Here is a 23,425-nt window from a genome sequence, read left to right on the forward strand (position 1 = left end):
TCAGATTGTCGCCGTAGATGATGACCTTCTGCGCCAGGAAGTGCGTGAAGGAGATGACGCTGCCGTCCTTGTACTCCAGCCGCAACGGCTTGGCCGAGCTCATGCCCGTCGTGTGGTCCTTGAGCTTGCCCGGATAGGCCCCCAGGCCCAGACCGCCCGCATTGGCGGGCGTGTGCTGGTAGCCCGTGTTGGAGAAGTCCGGCCACAGACCCGAACCGTCATTGGGCCGCGCGTGCAGCCGCGCAGTCGCCGTCACCGCGCTCTGGGTGGGTGTCGCCGAAGCCGACGCCGTGGAGCTGGGACTCTTGGTCGGCGTGGCGGTGGGAGTCGCCGTGGGAGTCTTGATCGGCGTGGTAGATGCGGTGGGAGTCTTGGTCGGCGTAGCAGATGCGGTGGGCTTCTTCGAGGGGGTGGGCCTCGGCTTGTGCTTGCGCTTGCGGCTGCGCGTAGGCGTGGGAGTGGCGGCGGGCTGCTGAACCGTCGCAGAGCCGGCGGCTAACCGGACGTTCGCGTCCGCCACGGCCCGTTCCGGGCCGGCGGCGATGACGAGGACAGAAGCGACAAGGGCCGCGGCTGTCGATAGGGCGCCGACAAGTCGGCGCCTATTTGATTGGTGTCGTGCCATAGTTCTTCCCCTAATCGAAAGTGAGGATTGCAGATACGGGCGAGATGGCCCCGCTCGGCCCAGGGCATGGCCTGCGGGCTCGCGAATCCCGGGACATGTGGCGAGCGGGGGTCAGCGTGTCTCCAAGGGGCGAAGGCGGCCCACGTGCAGAACCACGGCTCCTGCCAGCGTGGCTGGGCAATGAGCGAGCGTCTTACCACAGCACCAAGCGCGCAGCCAGGACAGCCACAGCATCGAGATCGTGTGGCAGCCTTGTTGGCTATCGCCCGGTGTGCCGGAGTATTGCGGCGGAGATACGGGGAATCACCGGCGGCGGGAACCCGTGCCCCATTCCCTCGATGGGCAGAAACTCGCTGTTGGGAATCGACGCTGCCAGTGCCTTGCCATGGGCGATGGGCGCCATCGGATCGTCCGACCCGTGAATTACCAGGGTCGGGGCGGTGATCGAGCCGACGAGCCCGGAGCGGTCGCGAGAGGCGAAAGCCGCGAAAATGTGATTCTTCGCGGCGTGGGCCGTACCGGTGGCACTTTCGATCTGCCGTTCGATGATCGCACGCGTGGCGGCCTCGTCGAACGCCGTTAGATGTCCGGTGAGAATGCGAGCCAGCTTGAGCTGTGCCTCAACGTGCTCCTTCCGGCTGCTAGGCGGATTGGCGATCTGCTCGGCGTCCCAAGCGGCCAGCCGTGGATCTCGTTGTGTCCCCCGGAAGGTGTTGGTCTCAGGATCGAGGGGTTCGGCGCTCGACATGATGACGGTGAGGCTGCTCAGCCGGTCAGCGTGTTCGAGCGCGATCTCCTGGGCGATCATGCCGCCCATCGACGCGCCGACCACGTCCGCTACGGCGACGCCCAAGCCATCGAGCAGGCCGACCGCGTCATGGGCGAGGTCGACGATGGTGTACGGCTTGGCTTCGTAATCAACACTGCTGGACAGCCCGGTGTCCCGGTTGTCATAGCGGATGACGTACCGCCCTCCCTTCTGGAGCAGCCAGCAGAACTCATCGGGCCAGGTGGCGCCTCGGGCGCCGAGGCCCATCACGAGCAGCAGCGCGGGATCGGCCGGATCCCCGAACGTCTCGCACCATAGACGGACCCCGTTGGCCTCGACCATGTGTTCCATCGTGTTCAGCCCTTCGTTCTGCTCGGACCAGGTGCGACGACCGGCGCTACAGCGTCCCGTATGGGGACGAGCGCTCACGGGCCGTCCGCCAAGGCCGTGCGCTTCTGCAGAGCCCCTTCCGCAGTAGGAAAGTATAGACACGTTAACTTCTTGCTTGGAGCAGAATCGTCACAACACGGCCGGCGCATGCAGGACGGCGAGCATCTGGGCCCGCAGGTGCGCGCTCAGCGCTTGGGTGTCATCGCTCAGCCGGGCGGCGAGCACCGGCGTCACCATCCCCATGACGGAGGTGACGGCGATCCGGGCCGCGAGGTCGGACAGCTCCGGCCGCACCTCGAGCAGTAGCCCGGCCCACTCCTCACGCATCTGCCGCGTCTGGCGATTGAGCCGCCGCCGATCTTGATCCGGCAGCCACAGCAGCTCGGCCTGCATGACCAAAGTCAGATTCCGGTTCTCGACGGAAAACCGGGAGAACCAATCCACCAGGGCGATCAGCGCCCTCTCCGGCTCCCGGTCCCGGTCGGCCAGCGCGGCTTGCGTCCCCTCCCGCAGGCGTTCCAGCGACAGCTCGATCAGCGCGAGGAGGATGGCCTGTTTGCCAGGGAAGTGCCGGTAGACCCCAGGCCCGCTGATGCCCACCGCGGCCCCTATGTCGTCGATTCCGGTGCTGGCGTAACCTCGCTCCACGAACAGCCGAGCAGCCTGCAGCAAGATGACGCGCTTGCGTACTCCATGTTTGCGTCCCTGGGAGACAAGCGATTCCAGCTCATCGGACTCGGCCACTAGCGTGCCTCTCTGGGAGAAAAAGGGGGCTACGGTTAACATATCGAAGCTCCGTTACAGTAGAGAAGGCAACGTCAACGCAGGTCTGCGCTCCTGGTAGGTCTTCGCCAAGGCGCGTGGAGACCTCACCGACGAGGAGCGGTCCTTGATCGAGCCTCACTGGCCGCTGGGTCCCTCTGTGCCAAGCTCAAGTGAGACAAAAGGGACTAAGTTCCTTAACTGACATGAGCAGGGGTTCCGCGCGGTTCCTACTACCGCGGCCTGGTGGCCGAGCAGGAGGCGCTGGCCGCCTTCCACGGCGACCACTACCTGCCGCTGCTGGACCACTTCTACCCCTCACACCGCGGGCTGCTGCTGCGCCTGGCCAGCGTGGTGCCGGACCTGAAGGCATCGTGACTTCGCTTATGAGCAAGAGCGGCATCTTCAATCATTTCCCCACCAAGGAGGAGCTGCAGCTCGCTCGACCAGGTCAAGCCGCATGTCGATACTCTCTCAGAATGCCGCCGAGTCGATCACGTCGATGGATGACGAGTGCCGTGATCCGGGCTGGGGCGGTGTCAGAGGCGGGAAGCGGTCGGAGCGGAGTTGCCTGATGGAGAGTCCGCTGCGGCCGGTGTTCGTTATAGAAGGCTTCGAACTCGCGCAGCGCGTGCAGAAGGTGGTGCTGGTTCCAGATCAACGTCCGGTCCAGCAGTTCGCGCCGACAGGTCTGGATCCATCACTCCATGATCGCATTCATGCCCGGTATCCGGACTCCGCTCTTAACGATGCGGATTCCAGCATCGACCAGCACGGCATCGAAGGCCGCGGAGAACGTGGCGTCTCGGTCCCGTATCAGGAACCTGGCAGTGCTGCCGGCCTCCTGCAGGAACTCCTCCCACCCTCCGGTGGCGTTAAGTTCGATCACCTGCGCCACATGAGGGAGATCGCCGCGTTGGCCAGCAGCAAGACCCCGTCGAAGTTCGCGATCACCTTGGCGGCCTGCTGATTGGCTGCTGCACTTGGCCAGGACCGGATAACACGAGGAGGCGGGGCCCGGTGGAACCGGACCCCGCCGTTCTATCGACTCTGTGTGATCAGCGCCGTCGTCATCAGCGCGGTTGTGATCAGCGGGAGAAGATCACGCTGTGCAGGTCGACCGGGTTGGCGGCGTCGCCGGTGGAGACGCCGTACACGGCCGTGAAGGCGTTGCCGCCCGCGACGAGGCCGGTGTAGTCGCCGAGCAGGCGCCCCACGCTGGTCAAGGGGACCTTCCGGGCGTCGAACGGCCCTTCGAGGTGCTGCTCACGCCACGAGCCGGACTTCGTGCAGTCGCTCGAACAGGTCACGGCCCACACGTCGGTGGGCAGGGTGGCCGGATCGGAGGTGTTGTTGCGGAAGTCGTAGTACGTGACCGCCACGGCGCCGGTCTCGGACGCGGCGACGACCGGCACGGCGGCGGAACCGGTGGGTGTCTTGTCCAGGCGGACCGGGGTGGACCAGGTCTTCCCGCCGTCCGCCGAACGCGAGTAGGCGACGTGGAAGGTGCCGTCGGCCTCCTGGCTGGGCCAGACGGCGTTGACGTTCTGGGTGCCCGGCTGGGCGGCGAGCAGCGGCAGGGCGGCGTTGCGGATCGGGTCGCCGGAGTTGTCCGGGTCCGGGATGCGGACGGCGACCGCGGGCGGGGCCGGGACGTTCAGCGTTGGCGCCGACCAGGTCTTGCCGCCGTCCGTGGAGCGGATCACCTGGGTGGAGGCGTCGGTGTCCGTCTCGTGGTGCATGCCGATCAGCAGCGTCCCGTCCGGGAGCGCCACGAGCTGGGTGCCGATGACGCCGCTGTTGGCCGGCATGTCGACGACTTTACTGCTGGTCCAGGTACGCCCGTCGTCGGTCGACTTGGCCAGGTAGACCGGCTGCACCCAGGTCGACGTGCCGTTGGTCGTCTCCTGGTCGACCCGGTCCCACACCGCGTAGACCACGCCGGGGTGGTACGGGTCCGCGGTCACCGTCGGCCGGTCGTTGAAGAAGTTGGGGTCGTCGTTGCGCTGCAGGGTGGTCGGCGCCCCCCAGGTACGGCCGCCGTCGCCGGAACGGGACACCAGGATGGCGGTCACGTCCCCGGAGCGGGACATCGACAGCGACGCCGCCACCGCCGCGCCCGAGGGCGTGACCGTGACCCAGTTGTCCGTCGTGACGTCGTAGTCGCCGCCGTTGGCGCTCGTGCCGCCGTTGCACCGGGAGAAGGCGGGCAGGTTCGTGGATCGCTGCCAGGTCTGGCCGTAGTCGTCCGACACGGCGGTGACGGCGCCGTTGCTGCCGTACCGGCTCCAGCGATCCTGCTGGTACACCGTGACGAGGTGCTGCGGCCGGTTCGGGTCGCGGGCCAGCGAGGGGAGGACTTCGGTGTTCGGGTTCAGGGTATAGCCGTCGGCCGGCGGGACTCCGCAGCCTGCGGGCAGCGGGCTGGTGCCCGAGACTGTTTCTACGATGATGGGGCGGTCGATGTCGGTGCTGTCCGCCGCGGCGGGGTAAGCGGCGGTGCAGGCGAGCAGGATGGCCGCTGCGGGTAACGCGACCTGAAAGCTTCGAAGCACGAGCATTCCTCATGTTCGGTGGATGTACGGAGCCGTCACCGCTGAGGGGCGCGCCCCAGACCTTGGCGTACGACGAAGCGAACATTACAGGAGCATGATCTTTTTCACCTATAAGAAATGAAAGAGATCGAAAAAATCTGCTCTGAACTGGGGTTATTTATGACGGCCGCGTTGACCGGCCTCGCAACAGAGAAGCCGTTGCGTAGTCAGCCGGTGGCGTTGCGCTCGGGTTTCCGCTTGCAAAGGCCGCCCGCCACCAGGGTTCGCGCGCCGCCGGGGCTTGCATGCGGCTGGACTCCGCGCGCGGGCCGGGCGTGACACATTCATGGGGGCGGCGGGTCTTGCCCGAGCCGGAGGCCGGACGGCCGGCAGGGATTGATCGGCGAGGTACGAAGGCACACCATGGCATGGACTCAACCCGGGGCACGTCAATGCCTGATGGTCATCATCTGACACGTCATGGCCACCGTCACGCCGTACACGGTCGTCTGGCCCATATCCAAGGGACCTCCTACCCGAGCCGGTGAGTGCCAAGAACTCGGCCACCTACGCAACCTGCGCGTATTCGTGGATCAGCCCACCGAGACGGTCACGTCGGATGACCGTGATATCGCCCTCAACAGGATCGGGAAGGGCTCGTAACGGAGCGGCCTGGCCCAGGGAACGATGCGGGCGATGCTCATTGAAGTGAGTCTCGTAGGCAACCAGCACGCGTCGAAGGTGGCGGGCGTTGACGATAAGGATCCGATCAAGGAGTTCTCGACACAGGCCGCCGATCCAGCGTTCGGCGAGAGCGTTGGCCCGCGGAGCCCGAGGTGGACTCTTGAGAATGCGGATGCCCTCGGCTGTGAAGACGTCGTCGAACACCGCGGTGAACTTCATATCCCGATCGCGGATGAGGAACCTGGACCCCTCCGCCCTGTCCCCCAGCTCGATCATCAGGTTTCTGGCCTGCTGCGCAACCCACGGCCCGGTCGGATACTCGGTGACGCCGCCGAGCACATGCACACGGCGAGTGCTGATCTCCATGACGACCAGGCAATACAGGCGCTTGAACAGCACGATGTCGCAGTGGAAGAAATGATCCACGTAGCTTGAGCACGCAGAAAATCGCCCCAGGTCGGTCCCGAGCGTCGCGGCGCGGGATCGATACCGGCCCTCTTCAAGATGAGCCACACGGTGGAGGCCCCGACCCGATAGCCCAGAGCGGCGAGTCCCCCGGCGATCCGCCGGTAACCCCACAGCGGATTCTCCCGGGCCAGACGAAGTATCAAGGTCTGGATGGAGGTGCGCGTGGGCGGCCGATCCTGGGCGCGGCGCTTGAATGTCCAGCGCCGCCGTACCAGATTGGTGTGCCAACGCATGAGCGTACCCGGCGCCACGAACAACCGCCGACGACCGGTCGGAGCCGGCAGGCGCGCCAGCGCACTGATCACCGCGCGATCCGCCCATGACGGCCGAGGCCTTGCCATCTGCCGACGCAACACCGCGAGTTGATGTCTCAGGACCAGAATCTCCGCCTCCTTCGACCCCCTGCGAGCTACCCAACAGCACCACCCAGCCTGAGAGCCGAATGAAGATCAGATAAACCAGCCGCAGCGCCATGGACGCGATCATGCCTGTCAGCGCCGAAACGCCAACCCCCAGTTCAGTCCCAACGGCCGAGTTTCCGGCACCCACAGGGTCATCTCCACCGGTGAGCGTGACGCCTGGGCCTTCGGCTGGGACATCCTCGGCATCGCCGCCTGTGTGCCGGTGGCCGACGGCCCGCACCGTCCTACGGCATTCCACTGGGACGGCGATCGTTGGACGAAAAAGCGACTTCCCCGTCGAGCGCGGCGATGTCGGTCCGGTCGCCGCGTCCGGTCCGTCCAATGTGTGGGCCCTGGCCGGTGGTTCCGTTCTGCGTTGGGACGGGCGTGCCTGGACGATCGTTCGGGAGGCGCCCGATACGGCCTGGACCCGAGCCGACCTGAGCGTGCACTTGCCGAAGGCGCCGCCCCCGTCCGACGATGTCCCGCCCGGACCGCTCAGCCCTCGGCTGAGCGCCATCACCGCCGATCCGTCCGGCATCTGGATCACTGGGGAGATCGGGATGTCGTCGTTCCTGCTCTCCCAGACCGATTCCGGCTGGCGTAGCGAGGACACCTCCGCGAAGGCCGGGCGCATGGGCCGTGATCTCCCGCCCGTGCCCGACAGCCGGGGCGGACACTGGTTTCTCGGCTCCACCGACGTCAACGGGTCTGACTCGGCCCTGGCCCACCGCGATCCCTCCGGCCGCTGGACGAAAGTTCCGGTCGGCGGCGAGCTCACGTCGCTGTCCGCCGTCCCCGGCGGTCCGCTCCTGGCCACCGGGGTGATCGGCAGAGCTCAGGGGTCTTCCGCAACCTTCCTTGAGAAGGATGCTTCCAATCCCTCGTAATTGATGCAGGGTTTGAGAGGACTACTCCGGCGCGCACGCCTTGAGGATCGATGAGTTTTCCTGCCGATGCCGGTCTGTAGAGGCAAACGACCCGCTCTGAAGGAGACGGCGATGACCAACGACCCAGCCCTGCAGGCCCTGACCAGGCTCGTCGGCACCTGGAAGATCACCGGTGGGCACGAAGGAACCGTGACCTATCGCTGGCTGAACGACTTCTTCCTCCAACAGGACATCCACCTGGGCGAAACGCGCGGCTTCGAGATCATCGGCCGGGAACGGAAGCTGATGGCCGAGCCCAGCACCGACATCAAGTCCCGCTACTACGGCGAGGACGGCAGCACCCTCGACTACACCTACGAACTCGATGGCGACACCTTCACCATCTGGGCGGGTGAGCGGGGTTCGCCCGCCTTCTACCAGGGAACCTTCAGCCCCGACGGCCGCACCCTCACAGGCGCCTGGGTCTACCCGGGCGGGGGCGGCTACGACTCCAACGCCGAACGCGTCGAATAGGCACTCCGCTCCAGGTAGGTCCTTGATCGCGCCGCAGTGCTCTCGCCGGGTGTACAGACCGCGCCCAGCAGGAAGGTCGACGTCACCGACGGCGACATGACGCCGTCCGACCGAGCCCCGCACGAACCGGCCGCATTCGGCGAGCGGATCGACCTCTTCGCCGATGACGCAGTCGTGAACTGTCGAACGTCAGCCAATTGAGCCAGCCCGTGCGCTGGCAATTGAGCCACTCGGCGCGAACTGCTCACGAAGGACACTTTGGCCGTTCGGGCGCTATATCGCTTTAGGCCGTTTCGGAGTGGTCTTGCGGTCGACGTGACCGTTGGATGACCTGTTCTGCTGGCTCCGCATGTGGATGGAGCAGCGTGGGGCGGGTCGGACGTTCAGCACCGAGAAGACCTATGCCTGCGCCCGCGGCCTCACGATGGCCAGATTTGACCTCGACTTTGATTGAGGTTGCAGACTGCTCAGTGAAGGCGCCGAGACAGTCGGCGCAGGAGGAGTGATGGTCATGCGGCACATACTGGTTAACCGATTCGGCGGCCCCGAGGTGCTGGAGGTGGACAAGGCTCCTGATCCCCTCCCGGGTCCTGGGAAGGTTGTGGTGGGCATGTCCGCTGTCGACATCATCTTCCTCGACACGCTGCTGCGCAGCGGTGCGGGCAAGGACTACTTTCCGCTCCGTCCGCCCTACGTGCCCGGTCATGGTGGCACCGGACTTGTGATCGCGGTGGGGGAGGGTGTTGATGCCGGCTGGTTGGGCCGGCGCGTCGCCGTCGGGACCTCGGACGGCGGCTATGCGGAGCAGATCGCGGTCGCCGTGGAAGAGCTGGCACCGGTGCCCGATGGCCTGGGTCTTCCTGAGGCGGCGGCGATTCTGCACGACGGTCCCACCGCGGTGAACATCACCGACGTCGCCGAGATCAAGGAGGGTGCCTGGGTGCTGGTCACCGCCGCCGCCGGTGGCACGGGCGTGTTGGTCGTGCAACTTGCGCGCGCGGCCGGAGCCCATGTCGTCGCCGCAGCTCGCGGGGCCCGAAAGCTGGAGTTGGCCCGGGAGGCGGGCGCCGAGGAGGCGTTCGACTACACCGAAGCCGGTTGGACCGACAGAGTGCGTGCCGTGACCGGCGGAAGCGGCGCGGACGTGGTGCTCGACGGCGCCGGCGGTCAGCTCGGCAGCGAGGCGTTCGAAGCGGTGGCCCACGGCGGCCGGTTCGTGAGTTACGGAACGTCCAACGGTTTCGCCCACGTTGATCCGCACACGGCACAGCAGCGCGGGATACGGACGATCAGCCTCATGGACCTGAACAACGCGGCCGCGGGGCAGACGAAGGAACTCGTCGAGAGGGCGCTGGCGCTCGCGGCAGACGGGCGGATCCGGCCGGTCATCGGCCAGACCTTCCCGTTGGAGCAGGCCGCAGACGCCCATGCCGCCATCGCGGCGCGCAGCGCTCTCGGGAAGACGCTGCTGGTGCTCTGAATGCCGACCGTGGAGACGCTTTACGGCGGCGTGCGATGGTGCAGGATCACTTGACCGGGGCGCCGCTTGCCGGAGAACCACACAAAGGCGACGCAATGAGATCCGTAAGCGCACGCAGCGCGCCCTCGCCAAGGACGTACAGAGACGCCGACCAGCGGCAACGTAGGGAGCCGCGGGCCCTCTCTTGGAAGCCGTCCCCAAAACAGTCCCTCTCCTCGCGCGCGAGGAGGAGCATTGCGCGTTCAGTCACATCCTTGTGTGTTCTGTGTCGTAGGCGGACGCGCCCACGCTGAAGATGGCGTCGTTCGTGGGTGCATGAGCAAGGGCCGTTTCCCAGGCCGGTGCGGGAATCGGGGGCGGGCTGGTGTGCCCGTCGTGGTCGTGGATGCAGTCGTTGACGTGCAAGGCGTTCTGGTCGCCGGCGGACAGCAGGCTGTAGTGGGCGGTGCGGCCGCCGAGGTCGGGGGCGTGGGTGCACCCCGGTGACCGCTTCGGTGAAGTCGTCGGGGCCGAGGGCTTGACCTGGTAGCTGTGCAGGAGGAGTTCGTGGGCCACCGTCTGGGGCAGCGGCGTGGTCAGGCCGGTGCGATACCAGTCCAGGACGGCCCGTGGCAGGGCGGCCCGGTACGGGTAGTTGTGCTGGGACCGTTGGGCCTCTCGCAGCCGCCGCACCAGTTGGGGAACCGGCCACGGCCCAGAGGCCCAAGGCCGGCCCGGCCGCCACGGCTTGGCGCACGACGGGTTGGTGACGTGCTCCGGCAGCCGTTGTCGTTCCTGCTCCGACCAGTCGCGTGCCCAGTCGATCTGAGTCACCAGGGTGTCGTCGTGCAGCGCTTCGCCGGTGGGGTCGCGCGGTTCGCCCTGGCCGGTGAGCTGGGCCGGCTTCTCGGCGCGGATGGTGCCCACCACCACCATCGCGGTGCGCAGGAGCCGGCAGGCTTTCGCCGATGCCCTGGTGAGCGTAGAGTTCCAGGTCGTCCAGCCAGAGCAGGCCCGGTCCCAGCTCGGCCAGGGGCAGCAGGGTAGCCTCGGCCAACTGGTGATCGCGTGGGCGTACGAGCCGATGCCTGGGAAAGGCCGCGCCTGCGGCCTGGCCCGCGCCTGAGTCTCCGACGATCAGCAGCATCCGCCGCTCGGCGTCCGCCTCTCGCATCGCCTCGACCAGGTCGTGGTCGTGATCGCGGGGCACATAGGGCGGGTAGGGCCACTCATCGGCCAGGCCGACGCGTTTGACGCCGAACACGCCCGGATCGTTGATGTCGGCCACCCGCAGCGGAGCGCCTCCAGGCTGACCTGCATCAGGGCATGCCTGTAGGCGGGGGCGGCGTACACCTGCACCACCACGGGGCTGCCGGTCACCTCCTGCAGCGCGGCGGCCAGAGCGGGACTGGCCTCCAGCGCGGCGGCCAGGGGGACGACGTACAGGCGCCGGTGGGCATACCCGGTCTCGGCCGAGACGATCACGCCGACCAGGCGGTCATGCTTGGGCGGCAGGGTCACCCCGGCACCGGATATGCCCTGCCAGCCCTCCTGTTCGCCGGGGTGGAGGCACAACCTCGCCGAGCGGAGCGATGCCAGCAGCGTCGACAAGCCGGACGGCGATCGACGCCCAGGCGGTGTCAATGTGTGGGCCGGCCGAACTGGCCCGGCACGTTCGCACAGGCGTACACGCCGTCTGACACGCGGATGAGTGAGCTTTATGCAGCCCAGGTGACCTTGCCGTCGGCATTCACCGTCACCAGGCGGCCCGTCTCAGTGAAGCTGGCCGCGACGACGTCCTCGCGCCGCTCGCGGACCTCCCCCTTGACGTCGAGCAATTCCAGCTCACCATCGTGGACCAAGCCGACCGCCGTACCGGACGGATCGGCGATCACACCGGCCCGAGCGGCGACATCGCGCGACCACGTCTGCCGCCCGCTCGGGTCGATGCCGCGAACCTCGGTGTGATGGGTTCCGCGCTGGTCGACGTAGCGGGACACCACCGCGCCCCCTCGCGTGCCGGCCACGCATTCCCCGGGCTGGTCGAGATTGACCTGAAGAGGAACAACGGTCCCGTCCTTGAGTATCCCTCCGCGCTCGCCGGTCAGGACCGCCCAGTCTCCGCCGACGCAGCCGCCCCAGAACCCCCCGGCGGGCACGCGCTCCCCTGTTGCCCGCCATCCGTGAGCGTCGCGCTGGAAGCGCAGGATCTCACCGCCGGGCAGCGTGGGGTCGGCGTAGAGCAGCAGAGCCGTCGTCCGGTCGGGGCTCTCCCGCCACAGGACGTTCTCCACACCGGCGACCTGATGGCTCTCCTTCTCGCCGTCCGAACGCTGGATCTGGAGCGTGCCTCCCTCGGCGACGACCGTGTCCGCATCGCCCCGCCGGCTCAGCACCTTCCGGGTAGCGGTGGAGAAGGCCGCTTCAGGGCACCGGGCCGCGCATACGGCAGCCTGCTTGTCCGTCCACAAGTGCCGCCCGTCCGAGGCGTACCCGAGGTGCGATTCGGTCTGCGGGTCGTACACGATCGCCCCCGTCGAGGAGGCGGCGACGAAGACCGGCGGAATTTCCTGCTCACCGCCGGTGGAACACGACGTGACCGCCACCAGCGCCAGCAGGGACGCGACAAGTGCGCGGTGGTTCATCGGCCGCTAGATCCGCTTGGTCTGGAAGCTGCACGTGGGGTCGAGGCCCGGAAGGTCCCAGCGCACCCAGAATTTCACGTAGACCTTGTCCTTCGACGAGGCGGGGATGCTGACGGTCACGCTCTTCGTGCCCACCTTGGCCTTGTCGGTGCTCCAACCGCTCCACCACGTGTCGGGTGCGTTGTTCTTGTCCGAATAGACATCGATGGCCACGTCGGTCTTCGATCCAGCGCGACCACCCACCGTGTACGTGAACTTGGTGAAGACGTCACGCCCTACGCCGTTGAAGTAGTAGCGTGCCGAGCCGCTGAAACCCTTGGGGTCCGACTCGCAACTGCCGCTGAGAGTCTTGTCAGCCGACGCAGAGGCGGAAGCGCCGCCGGCGCCGACGATCGACAACGTCAGTCCCGCGATCCCGACGATCGCCGCATGCCGAAGTATGGTGCTCAGTCGCATGATGCCCTTTCCGTTGCCTTGACTGCATCCGTCACAGGATCGTAGGGAGCGGTGGTATAGCGGCGGTATGCCCGGCCGTAGATGATCATGTCTGTACGGATTTCGTGAATGCCCCGACCGTTCATCGCGGTCAGCGCGTCGATCTCTGCCTGGATCTGTTCGGTCTGGCAGGTCAGCGCCTGCTCACGGGCGTCGATCTTGTCCAGCAGCCCGGCGCCCGGGTCCGGGTCCCGCGCGTCGAACCTGGTCATGCCGGCCGCCAGGACGGGGCGGGAGCGCGGGTCAGACGGCGAGACATCACGTCGGTCATCGCCCAATAACTGCGGCACGGCGCGATTCCCTGGCGGATGGGGGCGGCCGACTACTCCTCCGGACTGGAGCTGGGCGAATCCACCCCACTCACCGGCAGCCCCGCGGCCAGCCTCTGGGACCAGACCCTCGCCGACGCCATGGGCGCCGCCGGCCGCGCTGTCATGGAAGAACGCCTCATCCCCGCACTCCTCGCCGACCTCACGCGAACCAGATGAACGACTACCTATTGCAGCTATGTCCTCCCAGCTCGGAGAGCACCTCACTTTGTCACGGCTCTAGCCTCGAGTTTCACCGCCGCACAGGATGGACGCATGCGAAACCCCCAGGAAGAGGCGCTCGACCACTATCGCGCGCTGTTACGCGAGGTGGAGTGGCTCTCCGTGGCGATGTGCTGGACCGTCGTCGTCCCCGATGAGGGATACGCGTCCATGGCGGAAGTCGTGGGCCAGGCCTTCGGCGCCGCCGCCGGAGAGATCGGCCCGCCTGCTCATATCCACGAGCTCCCCTACGGACACAAGCTTCCAGTGTCTCTCGGACAGCACGGCCCGATCGTGAGCCTGTTCGAGAACAACGGCCTCTTGGGTGCCCAGCCGCCTGTCTTGAACCGGGTGAGCGCTTCGGCCGAGGTCTACAGCGTCTACTGGGACATCGACGGAAACAACAGCGTCAACAAGGCCGCGAAAGGTCAGGTCCTCCTGACGCTCGACGCCATGGAGTTCGAGGAATGGTCCCACGCGGACTTTCTGTCGGCATGGCCTCAGTTGGGGGTCATGGCCGAATCAGTCGATCCCGACGGTGACGACTGGCAGGCGGGAGCCCTGGCAGCCGCCGAACTCGCCACCGGTGTGCGACTGGACAGCGAATGGCTGGCTGGGCGGCAGCCGTACGTGCTCGTTGATTCACTTCAGAGCGTGTGCACGCAACCCATCACCGGTGTGGGGAGGATGCCCGCACCGGAGCTATTCGCCACGAGTTCGGCACGTCTTCAGTTCCAAGCTCTCACGCACCTGGCAAGCGCCACGGCAAACCACTTCGACCTCGCCGCATTCCCCATAGTGGAAGAGATCATCGACCTGCTCGCCAACGGTGCTACCGCAGACGAGCGGCTCGCCGAACGGTTGCCGTTTGAGCTCGTGTCACCGATCGCGATGGAGTTCAGCCGTTACGAGGATGACGGAGAGATGGAGCTGAATCCCCGGTGGCGGAGGATGCAGGCGGCCATCACCCTGGACGTGGCCTCCCGCGGTCCCGGGGCCCGGCCGATGGGGTTTGACGTGTTCCACCATGCCGAGGCAGCCTTCGGCGACGAGTGGGCAGAGGTCGCGGCGCAGATGAGAGCTATCCTCCAGCTGTGATCCGGAGTACGCGGACAGGGCCACTACCTGTAGTCATCCGGAACCGTCAGCGCACCTTCACGTCCTTGGCCGTTTGGCCGTGGCGGTGCCCGTCCAGTAGCTCGTGCGCAGCGAGGGCAGTCGCCGTTCAGGGAGAGGCCGTACAACGCCATCATGCTGTTCCGGTGCGGAGAGCGGCGGCTGTGGATCAGTGTCGATCTGGCCGAAGGTGACGGTGCGATCCTGACGCAGTTGCTCAGCATCGCCCGCAAACGGTTGAGACAGCGGCCCGATTGCGGTGGCACGCGAGTCGGGGCGCCCTTGGCCCGGAAGGCTGCAGGTGGCCGGGAAGGTGCTCACGGGGTGGATCGTCACCGAGGTCGTGGTCTCGAATACAGACCACTTCATCAACGACTCCTGCCAGCATCACGCCCCGCGAAGAACGCGAATAGCATCCGGCCGGGCACGGCTGGATCGTAGATCCCGGCGCGCTGCTGCAGGACCAGGCTGTGCGCGGTGAGCTCGCCGGACCTGTCCGGACGGCCGGCCATGTCCGGCTGGATCAGGAACGTCGGCGTGGCCTGCCTCGGGCTGGCCGGGCTTGTCAGGGATGGGTTCGCTCGTGGATAGGGAGACAGGTCGGTACGGGGGTGCGGGTCCAGCGCATTGCTACGTCATCGCCGGCCGAACAGCGGTGAACCACCCGTGCCCGCCGATGCGGTTTTGATCAAGCACTCAATCAATGTTCTGGTACGTGGGCCTGCTGGTGCCGGGGTGTGCCCGGCCGGGGACGCTCGGGCGTACCGGGCAGCCAGGCCAGGGCGACGATGACGCCGACGAGGCCGAGGCCACCGCTGGTGGCCAGGACGATGTCGAGGCCATGGACGAAGGCGGAGCGGACCGTGTCCGCCAGGGTTGCGGAGCCGGCGGATCGTGCGGCGGCCAGCCCTGCGAAGACGCTTTCGCGTGCTTGCTGCGGCACCGCGGCGCGGTAGGCGGACGTCAGGATCGAGCCGAGGACCGCCGCGCCGAAGCTGCCGCCGAGGGTGCGAATGGTCTGGGTCACCGCGGCGCCGACGCCGGCGTTGCTGGGCGACAGGGCGCCCAGCGCCGCGTCCATGACCGTGGGCAGGACGCAGCCGAGCCCGAGGCCGTGCAGGGCCGTCCACGCGGCGGCCGACCCGGTGCCGCTTCCCGTGTCCGTGGTGGCGCCCCAGAACAGGCTCGCGGTGAGCAGGACGAACCCCAGGCCGGCCGCGAGCTTGGGGCCGATCATCCTGCTCAGCCTGGCCGCCGCCGACATCCCGATGAGCATCCCGGCGATGAGTGGCAACAGTCGCAAGCTGCTGCCCATTGCGTCCGCGCCGAGGTTCGCCTGGAAATACTGCGGTAGCGCGAACAGGACGCCGAACATGGTGAAGTTGACGAGCGTGGCCAGCGCGGTGCCGATGGTGAAGCGCGCGTTGGCGAACAGCGACAGGTCCACCAGTGGAGCGCGGGCCCGTCGCTCCCAGAGCACGAACAGCGCCAGCGCGGCGATCCCGCCGAGGATCGGTCCGAACACGGCGGCGTCGGTCCAGCCTCGCTCACCGATTTCGATGAGGCCGTATGTCAACGCCGTCAGCGCCGCGCTCGACAGCACCACGCCGCCCGCGTCGATCCGCCTGCCGCGCTCCCGCTGTGACTCGGGCAGCCAGACGGCGACCGCGAGGAACGCCAGGACGACCACGGGGATGTTGATCAGGAAGACCGAACCCCACCAGAAGTGGTTCAGCAGCCAGCCGCCCAGGAGCGGGCCGACGGGAAAGGCCAGCATCGAGGCGCCTGCCAGCGTTCCGATCGCCTTCGGCCGTTCCTCCGCGGTGAACATCGTCGGGATCAGCGCCAGCATCGTGGGCATGAGGAGCGCCGCTCCCAGGCCCAGCACGGCACGCGCCGCGATGAAGGTCCCGGTCGAGGGGGCGTAGGCGGCGACCAGCGAGCTGACCCCGAAGATGACCAGCGCGACCAGGAGCGTCCTCTTGCGGCCGAAGCGGTCGCCCACCATTCCCGCCGGGATCATGCCGGCGGCGAGAACCAGGGTGTAGACGGTGACGAACCACTGCAGCTGGGCGTTGTCGGCGTGCAGGTCCTTGGCCATGCTCGGCAGTGCCAGATTCAGGATGGTCACGTCGAAGCCCACGGCCAGCGACATGAGCACGAGCGCGATGAGCGCCCACCATCTGCGGGGGTGGGGTTGGTGCGACATCGTGGCGTCCTACTTCGCGGTGTTCGTGAGGAGTTTGTCGAATTCGCGGTCTGGCAACGTCCTGTTGAGCTCCAGGAGCCTGTCGGCCATGTAGCCGACCGCGTACCGTGTCTCGGGCTTGGCCGCTTCGATGGCCTGCCGGATGGCGGTGGCGACGACACCTGGGTCGCTGGCCGGGGTGTTCTCGCCGAGCTGTGTCTCGGCGCGTTCGGCCATGGCTTCGGCCATCGCCCCGTACGCGGTCGTACCGGAGATCTCACGGAGGTCTTGTGCCGTGTGATCCTCGAACTCGGTCTTGATGATGCCGGGCTGGATGATCACGACGTCGATGCCGAACGGCTCCACCTCCATGCGCAGGCTGTCGGAGTAGGCCTCCAGCGCGTGCTTGGTCGCGTAGTACCAGCAGCCGAGCGGCAGCGCGATCTCGCCGCCGATGGAGGAGACGTTGACGATCGTGCCGGATCCCTGCCCGCGCATGTACGGCAAGGCGAGCTGGGTCAGCCGGGCGGGGGCGAAGACGTTGACCTCGAACTGGTCGCGCGCCAGGTCGATGGGGATGTCCTCGGCCGCGCCGTGCAGGACGGTGCCGGCATTGTTGATCAGGACGTCGATGCGGCCCTGTTCGGCCACGATGGCGCCGATGACGCGTTCCAGGTCCTCCGGCCGGCGTGCGTCCAGCGCCAGAACGTGTCCGCCGGCGGCGCGGAGGTCGTCCATCTTGTGTACGCGCCGCGCGGCGCCGTAGACGATGTGGCCGGCGCGGATGAGTTCGAATGCGGTGGCCTTGCCGATGCCGGCGGAGGCGCCGGTGACGAGAACGACCTTTTTCATGGTGAAACCTCCTCTTCGGTCTAGGGAAACGCTAGGCTCATGTTTTGAGATGAGACAACTCGCAAAACACGTATACGCAGGTCAATGGCCATGAATTGGTGCAATGGGCTTGTAGCTGAGTGCAACAGTGCTGTCAGCAACGCGTTCGCCACCGGCTGGCGAGCGCTCAACCGGAGAGAGGAAGCCATGCCGGGAGACCGGTTGACCGCCGAGGATCGTCGCCGCATCGCCGAATGCCTGGCGGCCGGCCTGACTTACGCGGAGATCGCCCGACGGCTGGGACGGTCCAGGTCCACCGTCACCCGCGAGATCGCCAGGAACGGCGGCCCGCACGACTACCGGGCGGCCCGAGCGCAACATGCGACGAGCTGGCGCGCCCGCCGCCGCACGCGCGCTCCCCACTCTGGTGTTCCGCACACCACCGACAACCGTGGCGTCCGCACGGTCCGAGAGTTCGAAGAGCAGTTCGTCGCCATGATGATCGAGGGCGGAATGGCGCCCATGACCGCCAGGGTGTTCGCCGCACTGTTCCTCAGCGAAGGCGGCAGCCTGACTGCCACGGAGCTCGTCCAGCAACTCCACGTCAGTCCGGCGACCATCTCCAATGCCATCAAGTGGCTGGAGCCGAGAGGGATGGTCGTCCGGGAGCCCGAGGCGCGCCGGGTGCGGTATTTCGTCGACGTGGACGTCTGGTACCACACGTGGGCGGCCAGCGCCAGGTCGATAGCGATCTGGGCCGACACCACGCGACACGGCGTCGGGATCTTCGGCACCGACACACCCACCGGCGACCGGCTCCGTACCACCAGCCAGTTCTTCGAGCTCCTCGGCCACGACATGGGGCAGGCGGCCGAGCATTGGCGGCAGGCCCTCTCCATGCAACGCCAGCGGTGAGTCTCCGTCGGACGCGGTTGCGGCTGCCAAAGTGGGAGCAGAGCGGCTTCCTTCGTCGCGCACCAGGCCGCCGCTGACGCGGCCGACCGCGCCGCGCCCCTGCGGCGGGGAGGTCCCGGTACACGTGCCGGTAGCAGGGCGAGCGGGTGCGCGCCCAGGCCACGAGCTCGGCCGGGCGGATACACTGCCGGGCGGCGCAGCAAGCCACACTGGCGAGGACGCTGCGCCAGGACGGCCGACTGAAGATCGCCCAGAAGATGGGCCAGGCCGCACCGAAGGATGCCGAGGCCGCCCTGCCGACGCTGGGTGTGCCCGCGCTGGTCGTCATGGGCACGCTCGACCCCGACTGGGCCGACCCGCGTGCCGAGACGCAGGGCATCGTCGCGGCTATGCCCTCCGGGCTGGGGTCAGTCGTGATGATCGAGGGCGCGGGTCACTAGTGTCCGGGTTGGCGGCCCTGACCGCCTACCTCGCCGCCATTCGCGCGTACGTGACCGCGCACCCCGGCGCCTGCACTGCGACGATCGGCGAGCCTTTCGGGGGCCCGACGATCCGATGCTGAAGGCCGCGGCTTGCTTGATCGACACGATGACCGCCGTGCCGCGCGGCTACGGCATCCCCGAGGAGGAGATGGTCCACGCGATCCGGATGATCCACGGGTTCGCCTCGCTCCAGGTCACACAGGGCTTCCAGTGGACCGGCGACCCGGACATCTCGTTCGCGTGGATGATCGACTATCCGCGCTCAGCCGGATGGCCCGGACACCAGACCGCCAGACGATGTGGCGGCCGTGCCGACGGCGGTTCCTGGGCTGCGGCGAGTCGCGAGGCAAGCAGGGTCCCGCTATCTGCTGGTCTCGTCATCGGGGTCTTGAGCTGCTCCTTGGCGAGCGCGAAGGAAGCTTACGATGATCGCCATGACCTGCGTGCTGGTCCAGATGCGGGCGTTGGGTGACATGGCGCCGTGGCCGGCCCCCTGCAACACGTACCGGGTGCTGTCCGCACCGGCGCGGCGCAGCGCCTGGTGCAGGCGCGCAGTCTGTGCGGGAGCCACCACGCGGTCGTCGTCGCCGTGCAGCAGCAGGAACGGCGGCGTCGCACCGGTGACATGGCCGGCCGGGTCGGCGCGGGTCACCTCTTCGGGATGGTCGGCCAGGGCTCGGCCGGGTCCCAGCAGGTAGGCGGGCAGTGCCGCGCCGGGCCCGGTGTAGGCCGCCACCGTGGCCGGGTCGAAGCCGTCTGCCACGGTGGCCAGGTCGCAGGCCCCGAACACGTCGACCACCGCGTCGACCCGCGTGCCGGTGAGCGCCGCGATGCCATGGACGGCGTCGGTCGCGGCCATGGCGGCCAGGTAGCCGCCGGCTGACTCGCCCCACAGCGCGATCCGGGCGGGGTCGATGCCGTACCGGTCGGCGTGGGCGCGCAGGAAGCGCACTGCCGCGGCAATGTCGGTGAGTCCATCGCGGTAGGTGGCGCCGTCCTTGACGGTGCGGTAATCGATGCCGGCCACTACGAACCCCGCCTGGGCGACGTAACGTCGCTGGCGGGCGGCCATCGCGCGCCGGGCGGTGACGAAGCCGCCCCCGGGCAGGTACAGCACCAGGGGGTGCGGGCCGGGTGCGCGCGGGGTCAGGATGTCCATGCGCAGCTTGCGTGCCGGAGCGGCGTACACGATTCCCCGATGGGCGCGGGTGCCGCGGCCGGGCTTGATCTGGTCGGTGGGTTCCACGCGCAGGAGGGTGCTGTCCGGGTCGTCGGCCGGGGCGGCCACGCTGGACAGGCGGATCGGGTGGCCGCTCAGCGCTGCCAGTGCCCTGATCAGGCACATGGTGTTCATGCGAAGCTCCTTTCGGCCACGGGCCGCCAGGGGCGCGCCAGCATGAGTGCCAGGACCGCCAGCATCATTGAGGCCAGCATGACCCACGCCATCGCGCCCACCGTGGTGCCGCTCAACGGGGCGGCCAGGGCACCGAACAGGTAGGCGGCGGCGCCGGACAGCGCGGAGGCCGCCCCCGCGCGGGCATGGCCGATGCTCTGCGTGATGGTGGTGGCGGCCGGGAAGACGCCGCCGACGCCGAACAGCGTCACGGCCAGGCAGAGCCAGGTACCGGCCAAGGTGGGCGCCAGCACGGCCTGGACGGTCAGCGCCAGCGCGCCGAGGGCGGCGATGGCGAGGTAGCCGGTCAGCAGGGCGGGCAGCGCGATGCGGCGGGCGGCCAGGCCGAAACTTGCGCTGGCAACGAGCATCGCCCCGGCGTTGACGGCGAACACCAGCCCGTACTGGACAGAACTCAGCCCGTAACCGTCCTGGAAGACGTAACTGGAGGCGCCGATGTAGACGAACATCGCCCCGGCGGCCAAGCCGAGCGACAGGGTGTATCCGGTGAAGGCGCGGTGGGCCAGCAACACGGCCATCGAGCCGAAGGCAGGCCGCAGGCCGCCCGGCGAGCGCCGGGCGGGCGGCAGTGACTCCGGCACCCCCAGCCAGGTCGCCGCCAGCATCGCCAGCCCGAGTGCGCTCAGCACCCAGAACACGGCGCGCCAGCCGGAGGCGGCCACGATCACGCCGCCCAGCAGCGGGCCGAGGACGGGCGCCACCCCCAAGATCATGGCCAGGACGGAGAAATAGACCGGCAGCCGCGCCCTGGGGAAGCTGTCGGTCAGCACCGCACGGGCCAGCACGAGCCCGGCCGCCGCCGCGCAGCCCTGCAGGAAACGGCCGGCCACCAGCAGCGGCGCTGTCGTCATCAGCGCACACCCGGCGGACAGCAGCGCGAAGGCGGCGGTGCCCGGCAGCAGGAGCCGGCGCCGGCCCAGCCCGTCGCTGAGCGGCCCGATCACCAGCTGGCCCGCGACCAGCCCGATCAGGAACGCGCTCATCGACAGCTGCACCGCCGGCTCGCCCGCGGCCAGCTCGCGGCCGAGGTCGGGAAAGCCGGGCACGTACATGTCGATGGCCAGCGGCGCCACTGCGGTGAGCAGGCCCAGGACGGCCAGCAGCAGGGTAGGACGCCGGACAGCCGTAGTCTCTGCCATGCGTCGACGGTAACCTAGTAGTCAACTAGTTAACAACTATGGAGGCCGGCATGAGGCGGAGTAGCGATCACGTTCGTGACCTGTGGGCCGCGGCCCGTCCCGACCTTGACACCTCTCCCATGGAGGTGATCGGCCCGCTCAAACGTGTCGTCGCCCTGCTGGGAGAGGCGCTGGACCCGCTGTATGCCGATGCCCCGCTCACCGGTGCGGAGCTCGATGTGTGTCTGCGGCTGCGCCATGACCCCAACCCGACGATCGCGCGTCACCTGGCCGACCAGATGCGCCACTCACGGGCGGCGATCAGCAAGACACTGATCCGGCTGGAGAGTCGCGGCCTGATCACGAGAGAACCCAGCCCGGCCAATCGGCGCGCCGCGCTGGTCCGGCTGACGCCCGCGGGCGAGACGGCCGTCGACACGATCTTTCCCCGGCAGCTGGCGCGGGAGGCCGAGTTGCTGGAAGGGCTGGGCGCGGATCGTGAACGGGTGATCGAGGCGCTCAACCTGCTGGCCGATGTCCTGAGCAGGCCATCGTGAGGCCCCTCCGCACTGAACGACGGTCAGGTACTGGAATGGACGGCCGGGGTGCCGTCGGCCGAGCTGGGGCCGGCCGCGGCCACGTCCATGCATTTGCGCCGGTGACCTGACCGGTGGCGGCCGCGGCTGGGGCGGCCAGGCCGGCGGTCACTAGATCGAGGGCGCCGAGAACGCTCAGGAGCAGCCGTGTTGAAGGGCGCTGGGGGGTCATGAGCTGTCCCTTTCTCTCCGCGCCGTGAATACGAGGGCTTACTTCAACTCGTGAATTAACTCGGATCCAAACAGCCGGCAAGAGAGCTGTCAATAGGAAAGTTTACGAACAGAAAGCCTTGACCCGGCCAGGCGCGGGCTTTATGTTCGCCATCACTCGCAACCGTCCAGACCCATGCATGCCGTACACGTATGTGGACGAAGGGACATCCCCATGCGCAGCCGCACGTTCCTCTCTCTGTCCGCCCTGGTCACCCTGCTGGTCGCGGGGCTCACCGGCGGCGCCGCCGAGGCGGCCCCGGCCACGTTCACCCACCCCGGCGTGCTCGTCAGCCGGCCACAGCTCGACTTCGTCCGGACCCAGGTCCAGGCGAACGCGCAACCGTGGAAGACCGCGTACGACCAGATGAATGCCAGTCCGTACGCCTCCTTGACCAGGACCCCGCGCCCGCGGGCGATCGTGGAGTGCGGGTCCTACTCCAACCCGAACAACGGCTGCACCGACGAGCGCGAGGACGCCTTGGCGGCGTACACGCTCGCGCTGCGCTGGTACATCACCCGAGACAGCCGGTACGCCGAGAAGGCGATCTCGATCATGGACGCCTGGTCCGCGACGATCCAGGACCACACCAACAGCAACGCGCCCTTGCAGAGCGGCTGGGCCGGCTCGACCTGGCCGCGAGCCGCCGAGATCATCCGCTACACCTACACCGGCTGGCCCAACGCCGGCCGCTTCGCCACCATGCTGCGCAACGTGTACCTGCCCGAGGTCGCAGGCGGCTCATCGAGCAACGGCAACTGGGAGCTGACCATGACGGAGGCGGCCCTGGGCATCGCCGTCTTCCTGGAGGACCGCGCCGCCTACGACCGGGCGGTGGCCAAGTTCCGCGCCCGCCTGCCCGCCTTCGTCTACGTGGCCGCCGACGGCGGCCTGCCGGTCCCGCCGCCCGTAGGGGGCATCGACACCCCGGCCGAGATCATCGGGTTCTGGCACGGCCAGAGCACCTTCGTCGACGGTCTCAGCCAGGAGACCTGCCGCGACTTCACGCATACCGGCTACGGCCTGTCCTCCATCTCACACATCGCCGAGACCAGCCGCATCCAGGGCCAGGACCTCTATCCCGAGGTCGCGGAGCGGCTCAGGCACGCGCTCGGCTTCCACGCCAAGTACCAGCTCGGCGCCGCCGTGCCGGGCTGGCTGTGCGGCGGCGGCCTCACCCTCGGGCTGGGCCCGATCACCGAGGTCGGCTTCAACGGCCTGCACAATCGCATGGGCATCCCGATGACGAACACGCAGGCGCTGACCGAGCGGCAGCGGCCCGCGGGCAGCAACAACCTGTTCGTCGCGTGGGAGACCCTCACCCACGCGAACAACCCGAACTAGGTCAAGGCTGTCCGGCGTCGCCCCAGCGACGAGCTGCGCCGGTGA

At 68.0% G+C, this 23,425-nt stretch carries 29 protein-coding genes and 1 pseudogene; 15 read left to right on the plus strand and 15 right to left on the minus strand.

Annotation, left to right across the window (positions count from 1 at the left end; translation table 11 throughout):
* From ABEA43_RS30740 to ABEA43_RS30750, 3 genes are all read right to left on the minus strand, one after another.
* The coding region (locus ABEA43_RS30740; RefSeq protein ID WP_345567242.1) for a hypothetical protein at positions 1 to 256 on the minus strand (256 nt) is incomplete at its 3' end.
* 628 nt (positions 257 to 884) lie between these two features.
* Positions 885 to 1,736, minus strand: a complete 852-nt coding sequence (locus ABEA43_RS30745; RefSeq protein ID WP_345567244.1) for an alpha/beta fold hydrolase — start codon at positions 1,734 to 1,736, stop codon at positions 885 to 887.
* Between the two features lie 177 nt (positions 1,737 to 1,913).
* Positions 1,914 to 2,528, minus strand: a complete 615-nt coding sequence (locus ABEA43_RS30750; protein WP_345567246.1) for a TetR/AcrR family transcriptional regulator — start codon at positions 2,526 to 2,528, stop codon at positions 1,914 to 1,916.
* 264 nt (positions 2,529 to 2,792) lie between these two features.
* Here ABEA43_RS30750 and ABEA43_RS30755 point away from each other — a divergent pair, with 264 nt between their 5' ends.
* Together ABEA43_RS30755 and ABEA43_RS30760 are read left to right on the plus strand one after the other, a co-directional pair.
* Positions 2,793 to 2,924, plus strand: coding sequence for a hypothetical protein (locus tag ABEA43_RS30755; protein WP_345567248.1), 132 nt, complete (start codon positions 2,793 to 2,795; stop codon positions 2,922 to 2,924).
* Positions 2,925 to 3,006: 82 nt separating this feature from the next.
* Complete coding sequence (locus ABEA43_RS30760; RefSeq protein ID WP_345567250.1) at positions 3,007 to 3,516, plus strand: hypothetical protein; 510 nt, start codon at positions 3,007 to 3,009, stop codon at positions 3,514 to 3,516.
* A 118-nt stretch (positions 3,517 to 3,634) separates the two neighbouring features.
* Here ABEA43_RS30760 and ABEA43_RS30765 read toward each other — a convergent pair whose 3' ends face one another.
* A complete protein-coding gene (locus ABEA43_RS30765; protein WP_345567252.1) occupies positions 3,635 to 5,101 on the minus strand; it encodes a sialidase family protein in 1,467 nt (488 codons plus the stop codon).
* Between the two features lie 117 nt (positions 5,102 to 5,218).
* On the opposite strand from ABEA43_RS30765, the gene ABEA43_RS30770 reads away from it, so the two are divergent.
* On the plus strand, positions 5,219 to 5,419 hold the full coding sequence (locus tag ABEA43_RS30770; protein ID WP_345567254.1) for a hypothetical protein: 201 nt from the start codon (positions 5,219 to 5,221) through the stop codon (positions 5,417 to 5,419).
* Positions 5,420 to 5,647: 228 nt separating this feature from the next.
* Here ABEA43_RS30770 and ABEA43_RS30775 read toward each other — a convergent pair whose 3' ends face one another.
* Positions 5,648 to 6,190 (minus strand): integrase core domain-containing protein, encoded by a 543-nt coding sequence (locus ABEA43_RS30775; protein WP_345567256.1) that lies wholly within the window; start codon positions 6,188 to 6,190, stop codon positions 5,648 to 5,650.
* 1,006 nt (positions 6,191 to 7,196) lie between these two features.
* Here ABEA43_RS30775 and ABEA43_RS30780 point away from each other — a divergent pair.
* The 3 genes from ABEA43_RS30780 (at position 7,197) to ABEA43_RS30790 (ending at position 9,516) form a co-directional block, all read left to right on the plus strand.
* Entirely contained in the window at positions 7,197 to 7,523 is a 327-nt protein-coding gene (locus ABEA43_RS30780; protein ID WP_345567258.1) for a hypothetical protein, read from the plus strand.
* 111 nt (positions 7,524 to 7,634) lie between these two features.
* Complete coding sequence (locus tag ABEA43_RS30785; protein WP_345567260.1) at positions 7,635 to 8,036, plus strand: hypothetical protein; 402 nt, start codon at positions 7,635 to 7,637, stop codon at positions 8,034 to 8,036.
* A 511-nt stretch (positions 8,037 to 8,547) separates the two neighbouring features.
* Entirely contained in the window at positions 8,548 to 9,516 is a 969-nt protein-coding gene (locus ABEA43_RS30790) for a zinc-binding dehydrogenase (RefSeq protein ID WP_345567263.1), read from the plus strand.
* A gap of 246 nt (positions 9,517 to 9,762) precedes the next feature.
* Here ABEA43_RS30790 and ABEA43_RS30795 read toward each other — a convergent pair whose 3' ends face one another.
* Positions 9,763 to 10,422: a hypothetical protein gene (locus tag ABEA43_RS30795; RefSeq protein WP_345567265.1), complete on the minus strand. Its 660-nt coding sequence runs from the start codon at positions 10,420 to 10,422 to the stop codon at positions 9,763 to 9,765.
* Between the two features lie 49 nt (positions 10,423 to 10,471).
* Between ABEA43_RS30795 and ABEA43_RS30800 the strand changes: the two genes are divergently transcribed.
* Positions 10,472 to 10,621 (plus strand): hypothetical protein, encoded by a 150-nt coding sequence (locus ABEA43_RS30800; RefSeq protein ID WP_345567267.1) that lies wholly within the window; start codon positions 10,472 to 10,474, stop codon positions 10,619 to 10,621.
* An 11-nt stretch (positions 10,622 to 10,632) separates the two neighbouring features.
* Here the strand turns inward: ABEA43_RS30800 and ABEA43_RS30805 are convergent, their stop codons facing one another.
* The 4 genes from ABEA43_RS30805 to ABEA43_RS30820 all read right to left on the minus strand — a co-directional run bounded on the left by ABEA43_RS30805 (position 10,633) and on the right by ABEA43_RS30820 (position 12,925).
* A complete protein-coding gene (locus tag ABEA43_RS30805; RefSeq protein WP_345567269.1) occupies positions 10,633 to 11,016 on the minus strand; it encodes a hypothetical protein in 384 nt (127 codons plus the stop codon).
* 197 nt (positions 11,017 to 11,213) lie between these two features.
* Entirely contained in the window at positions 11,214 to 12,140 is a 927-nt protein-coding gene (locus ABEA43_RS30810; protein WP_345567270.1) for a hypothetical protein, read from the minus strand.
* A gap of 6 nt (positions 12,141 to 12,146) precedes the next feature.
* Positions 12,147 to 12,596, minus strand: a complete 450-nt coding sequence (locus ABEA43_RS30815) for a hypothetical protein (protein WP_345567271.1) — start codon at positions 12,594 to 12,596, stop codon at positions 12,147 to 12,149.
* The gene (locus tag ABEA43_RS30820; RefSeq protein WP_345567272.1) at positions 12,587 to 12,925 is read right to left on the minus strand and encodes a hypothetical protein; all 339 of its coding nucleotides are present in this window, start codon (positions 12,923 to 12,925) and stop codon (positions 12,587 to 12,589) included. Before ABEA43_RS30820 ends, ABEA43_RS30815 begins: the two co-directional genes overlap by 10 nt.
* 18 nt (positions 12,926 to 12,943) lie before the next feature.
* Between ABEA43_RS30820 and ABEA43_RS30825 the strand changes: the two genes are divergently transcribed.
* Both ABEA43_RS30825 and ABEA43_RS30830 read left to right on the plus strand, forming a co-directional pair.
* Positions 12,944 to 13,123 (plus strand): DUF2399 domain-containing protein, encoded by a 180-nt coding sequence (locus ABEA43_RS30825; protein ID WP_345567273.1) that lies wholly within the window; start codon positions 12,944 to 12,946, stop codon positions 13,121 to 13,123.
* A gap of 96 nt (positions 13,124 to 13,219) precedes the next feature.
* Positions 13,220 to 14,263: a DUF6461 domain-containing protein gene (locus ABEA43_RS30830; protein WP_345567274.1), complete on the plus strand. Its 1,044-nt coding sequence runs from the start codon at positions 13,220 to 13,222 to the stop codon at positions 14,261 to 14,263.
* 57 nt (positions 14,264 to 14,320) lie between these two features.
* Here ABEA43_RS30830 and ABEA43_RS30835 read toward each other — a convergent pair whose 3' ends face one another.
* The 3 genes from ABEA43_RS30835 to ABEA43_RS30845 all read right to left on the minus strand — a co-directional run bounded on the left by ABEA43_RS30835 (position 14,321) and on the right by ABEA43_RS30845 (position 17,321).
* A complete protein-coding gene (locus ABEA43_RS30835; protein WP_345567276.1) occupies positions 14,321 to 14,650 on the minus strand; it encodes a hypothetical protein in 330 nt (109 codons plus the stop codon).
* Positions 14,651 to 14,981: 331 nt separating this feature from the next.
* Entirely contained in the window at positions 14,982 to 16,490 is a 1,509-nt protein-coding gene (locus tag ABEA43_RS30840) for a DHA2 family efflux MFS transporter permease subunit (protein WP_345567278.1), read from the minus strand.
* 9 nt (positions 16,491 to 16,499) lie between these two features.
* Entirely contained in the window at positions 16,500 to 17,321 is an 822-nt protein-coding gene (locus ABEA43_RS30845) for an oxidoreductase (protein ID WP_345567280.1), read from the minus strand.
* A 186-nt stretch (positions 17,322 to 17,507) separates the two neighbouring features.
* Here ABEA43_RS30845 and ABEA43_RS30850 point away from each other — a divergent pair.
* From ABEA43_RS30850 to ABEA43_RS68240, 4 genes and pseudogenes are all read left to right on the plus strand, one after another.
* Positions 17,508 to 17,639 (plus strand): annotated as a pseudogene (locus ABEA43_RS30850) (helix-turn-helix domain-containing protein); the annotation flags it as partial.
* Positions 17,631 to 18,215: a GbsR/MarR family transcriptional regulator gene (locus ABEA43_RS30855; protein WP_425570386.1), complete on the plus strand. Its 585-nt coding sequence runs from the start codon at positions 17,631 to 17,633 to the stop codon at positions 18,213 to 18,215. The pseudogene ABEA43_RS30850 and the gene ABEA43_RS30855, both read left to right, overlap by 9 nt.
* 146 nt (positions 18,216 to 18,361) lie before the next feature.
* Positions 18,362 to 18,655, plus strand: a complete 294-nt coding sequence (locus tag ABEA43_RS30860) for an alpha/beta fold hydrolase (protein ID WP_345567282.1) — start codon at positions 18,362 to 18,364, stop codon at positions 18,653 to 18,655.
* Between the two features lie 115 nt (positions 18,656 to 18,770).
* Positions 18,771 to 19,169, plus strand: coding sequence for a TetR-like C-terminal domain-containing protein (locus tag ABEA43_RS68240; RefSeq protein ID WP_425570382.1), 399 nt, complete (start codon positions 18,771 to 18,773; stop codon positions 19,167 to 19,169).
* On the opposite strand, the gene ABEA43_RS30865 is transcribed toward ABEA43_RS68240, so the two are convergent.
* Together ABEA43_RS30865 and ABEA43_RS30870 are read right to left on the minus strand one after the other, a co-directional pair.
* Positions 19,059 to 20,051: a prolyl oligopeptidase family serine peptidase gene (locus ABEA43_RS30865; RefSeq protein WP_345567284.1), complete on the minus strand. Its 993-nt coding sequence runs from the start codon at positions 20,049 to 20,051 to the stop codon at positions 19,059 to 19,061. The genes ABEA43_RS68240 and ABEA43_RS30865 overlap by 111 nt on opposite strands.
* Positions 20,048 to 21,250: a multidrug effflux MFS transporter gene (locus ABEA43_RS30870; protein ID WP_345567286.1), complete on the minus strand. Its 1,203-nt coding sequence runs from the start codon at positions 21,248 to 21,250 to the stop codon at positions 20,048 to 20,050. The genes ABEA43_RS30865 and ABEA43_RS30870 overlap by 4 nt, the downstream gene beginning before the upstream one ends.
* 119 nt (positions 21,251 to 21,369) lie before the next feature.
* Here ABEA43_RS30870 and ABEA43_RS30875 point away from each other — a divergent pair, with 119 nt between their 5' ends.
* On the plus strand, positions 21,370 to 21,786 hold the full coding sequence (locus ABEA43_RS30875) for a MarR family winged helix-turn-helix transcriptional regulator (protein ID WP_345567287.1): 417 nt from the start codon (positions 21,370 to 21,372) through the stop codon (positions 21,784 to 21,786).
* A 424-nt stretch (positions 21,787 to 22,210) separates the two neighbouring features.
* The gene (locus ABEA43_RS30880) at positions 22,211 to 23,380 is read left to right on the plus strand and encodes an alginate lyase family protein (RefSeq protein WP_345567288.1); all 1,170 of its coding nucleotides are present in this window, start codon (positions 22,211 to 22,213) and stop codon (positions 23,378 to 23,380) included.
* The last annotated feature ends 45 nt before the right edge of the window (positions 23,381 to 23,425 follow it).

This window comes from Nonomuraea rosea (assembly GCF_039539705.1).
GTDB classification, from domain to species: Bacteria; Actinomycetota; Actinomycetes; order Streptosporangiales; family Streptosporangiaceae; genus Nonomuraea; species Nonomuraea rosea.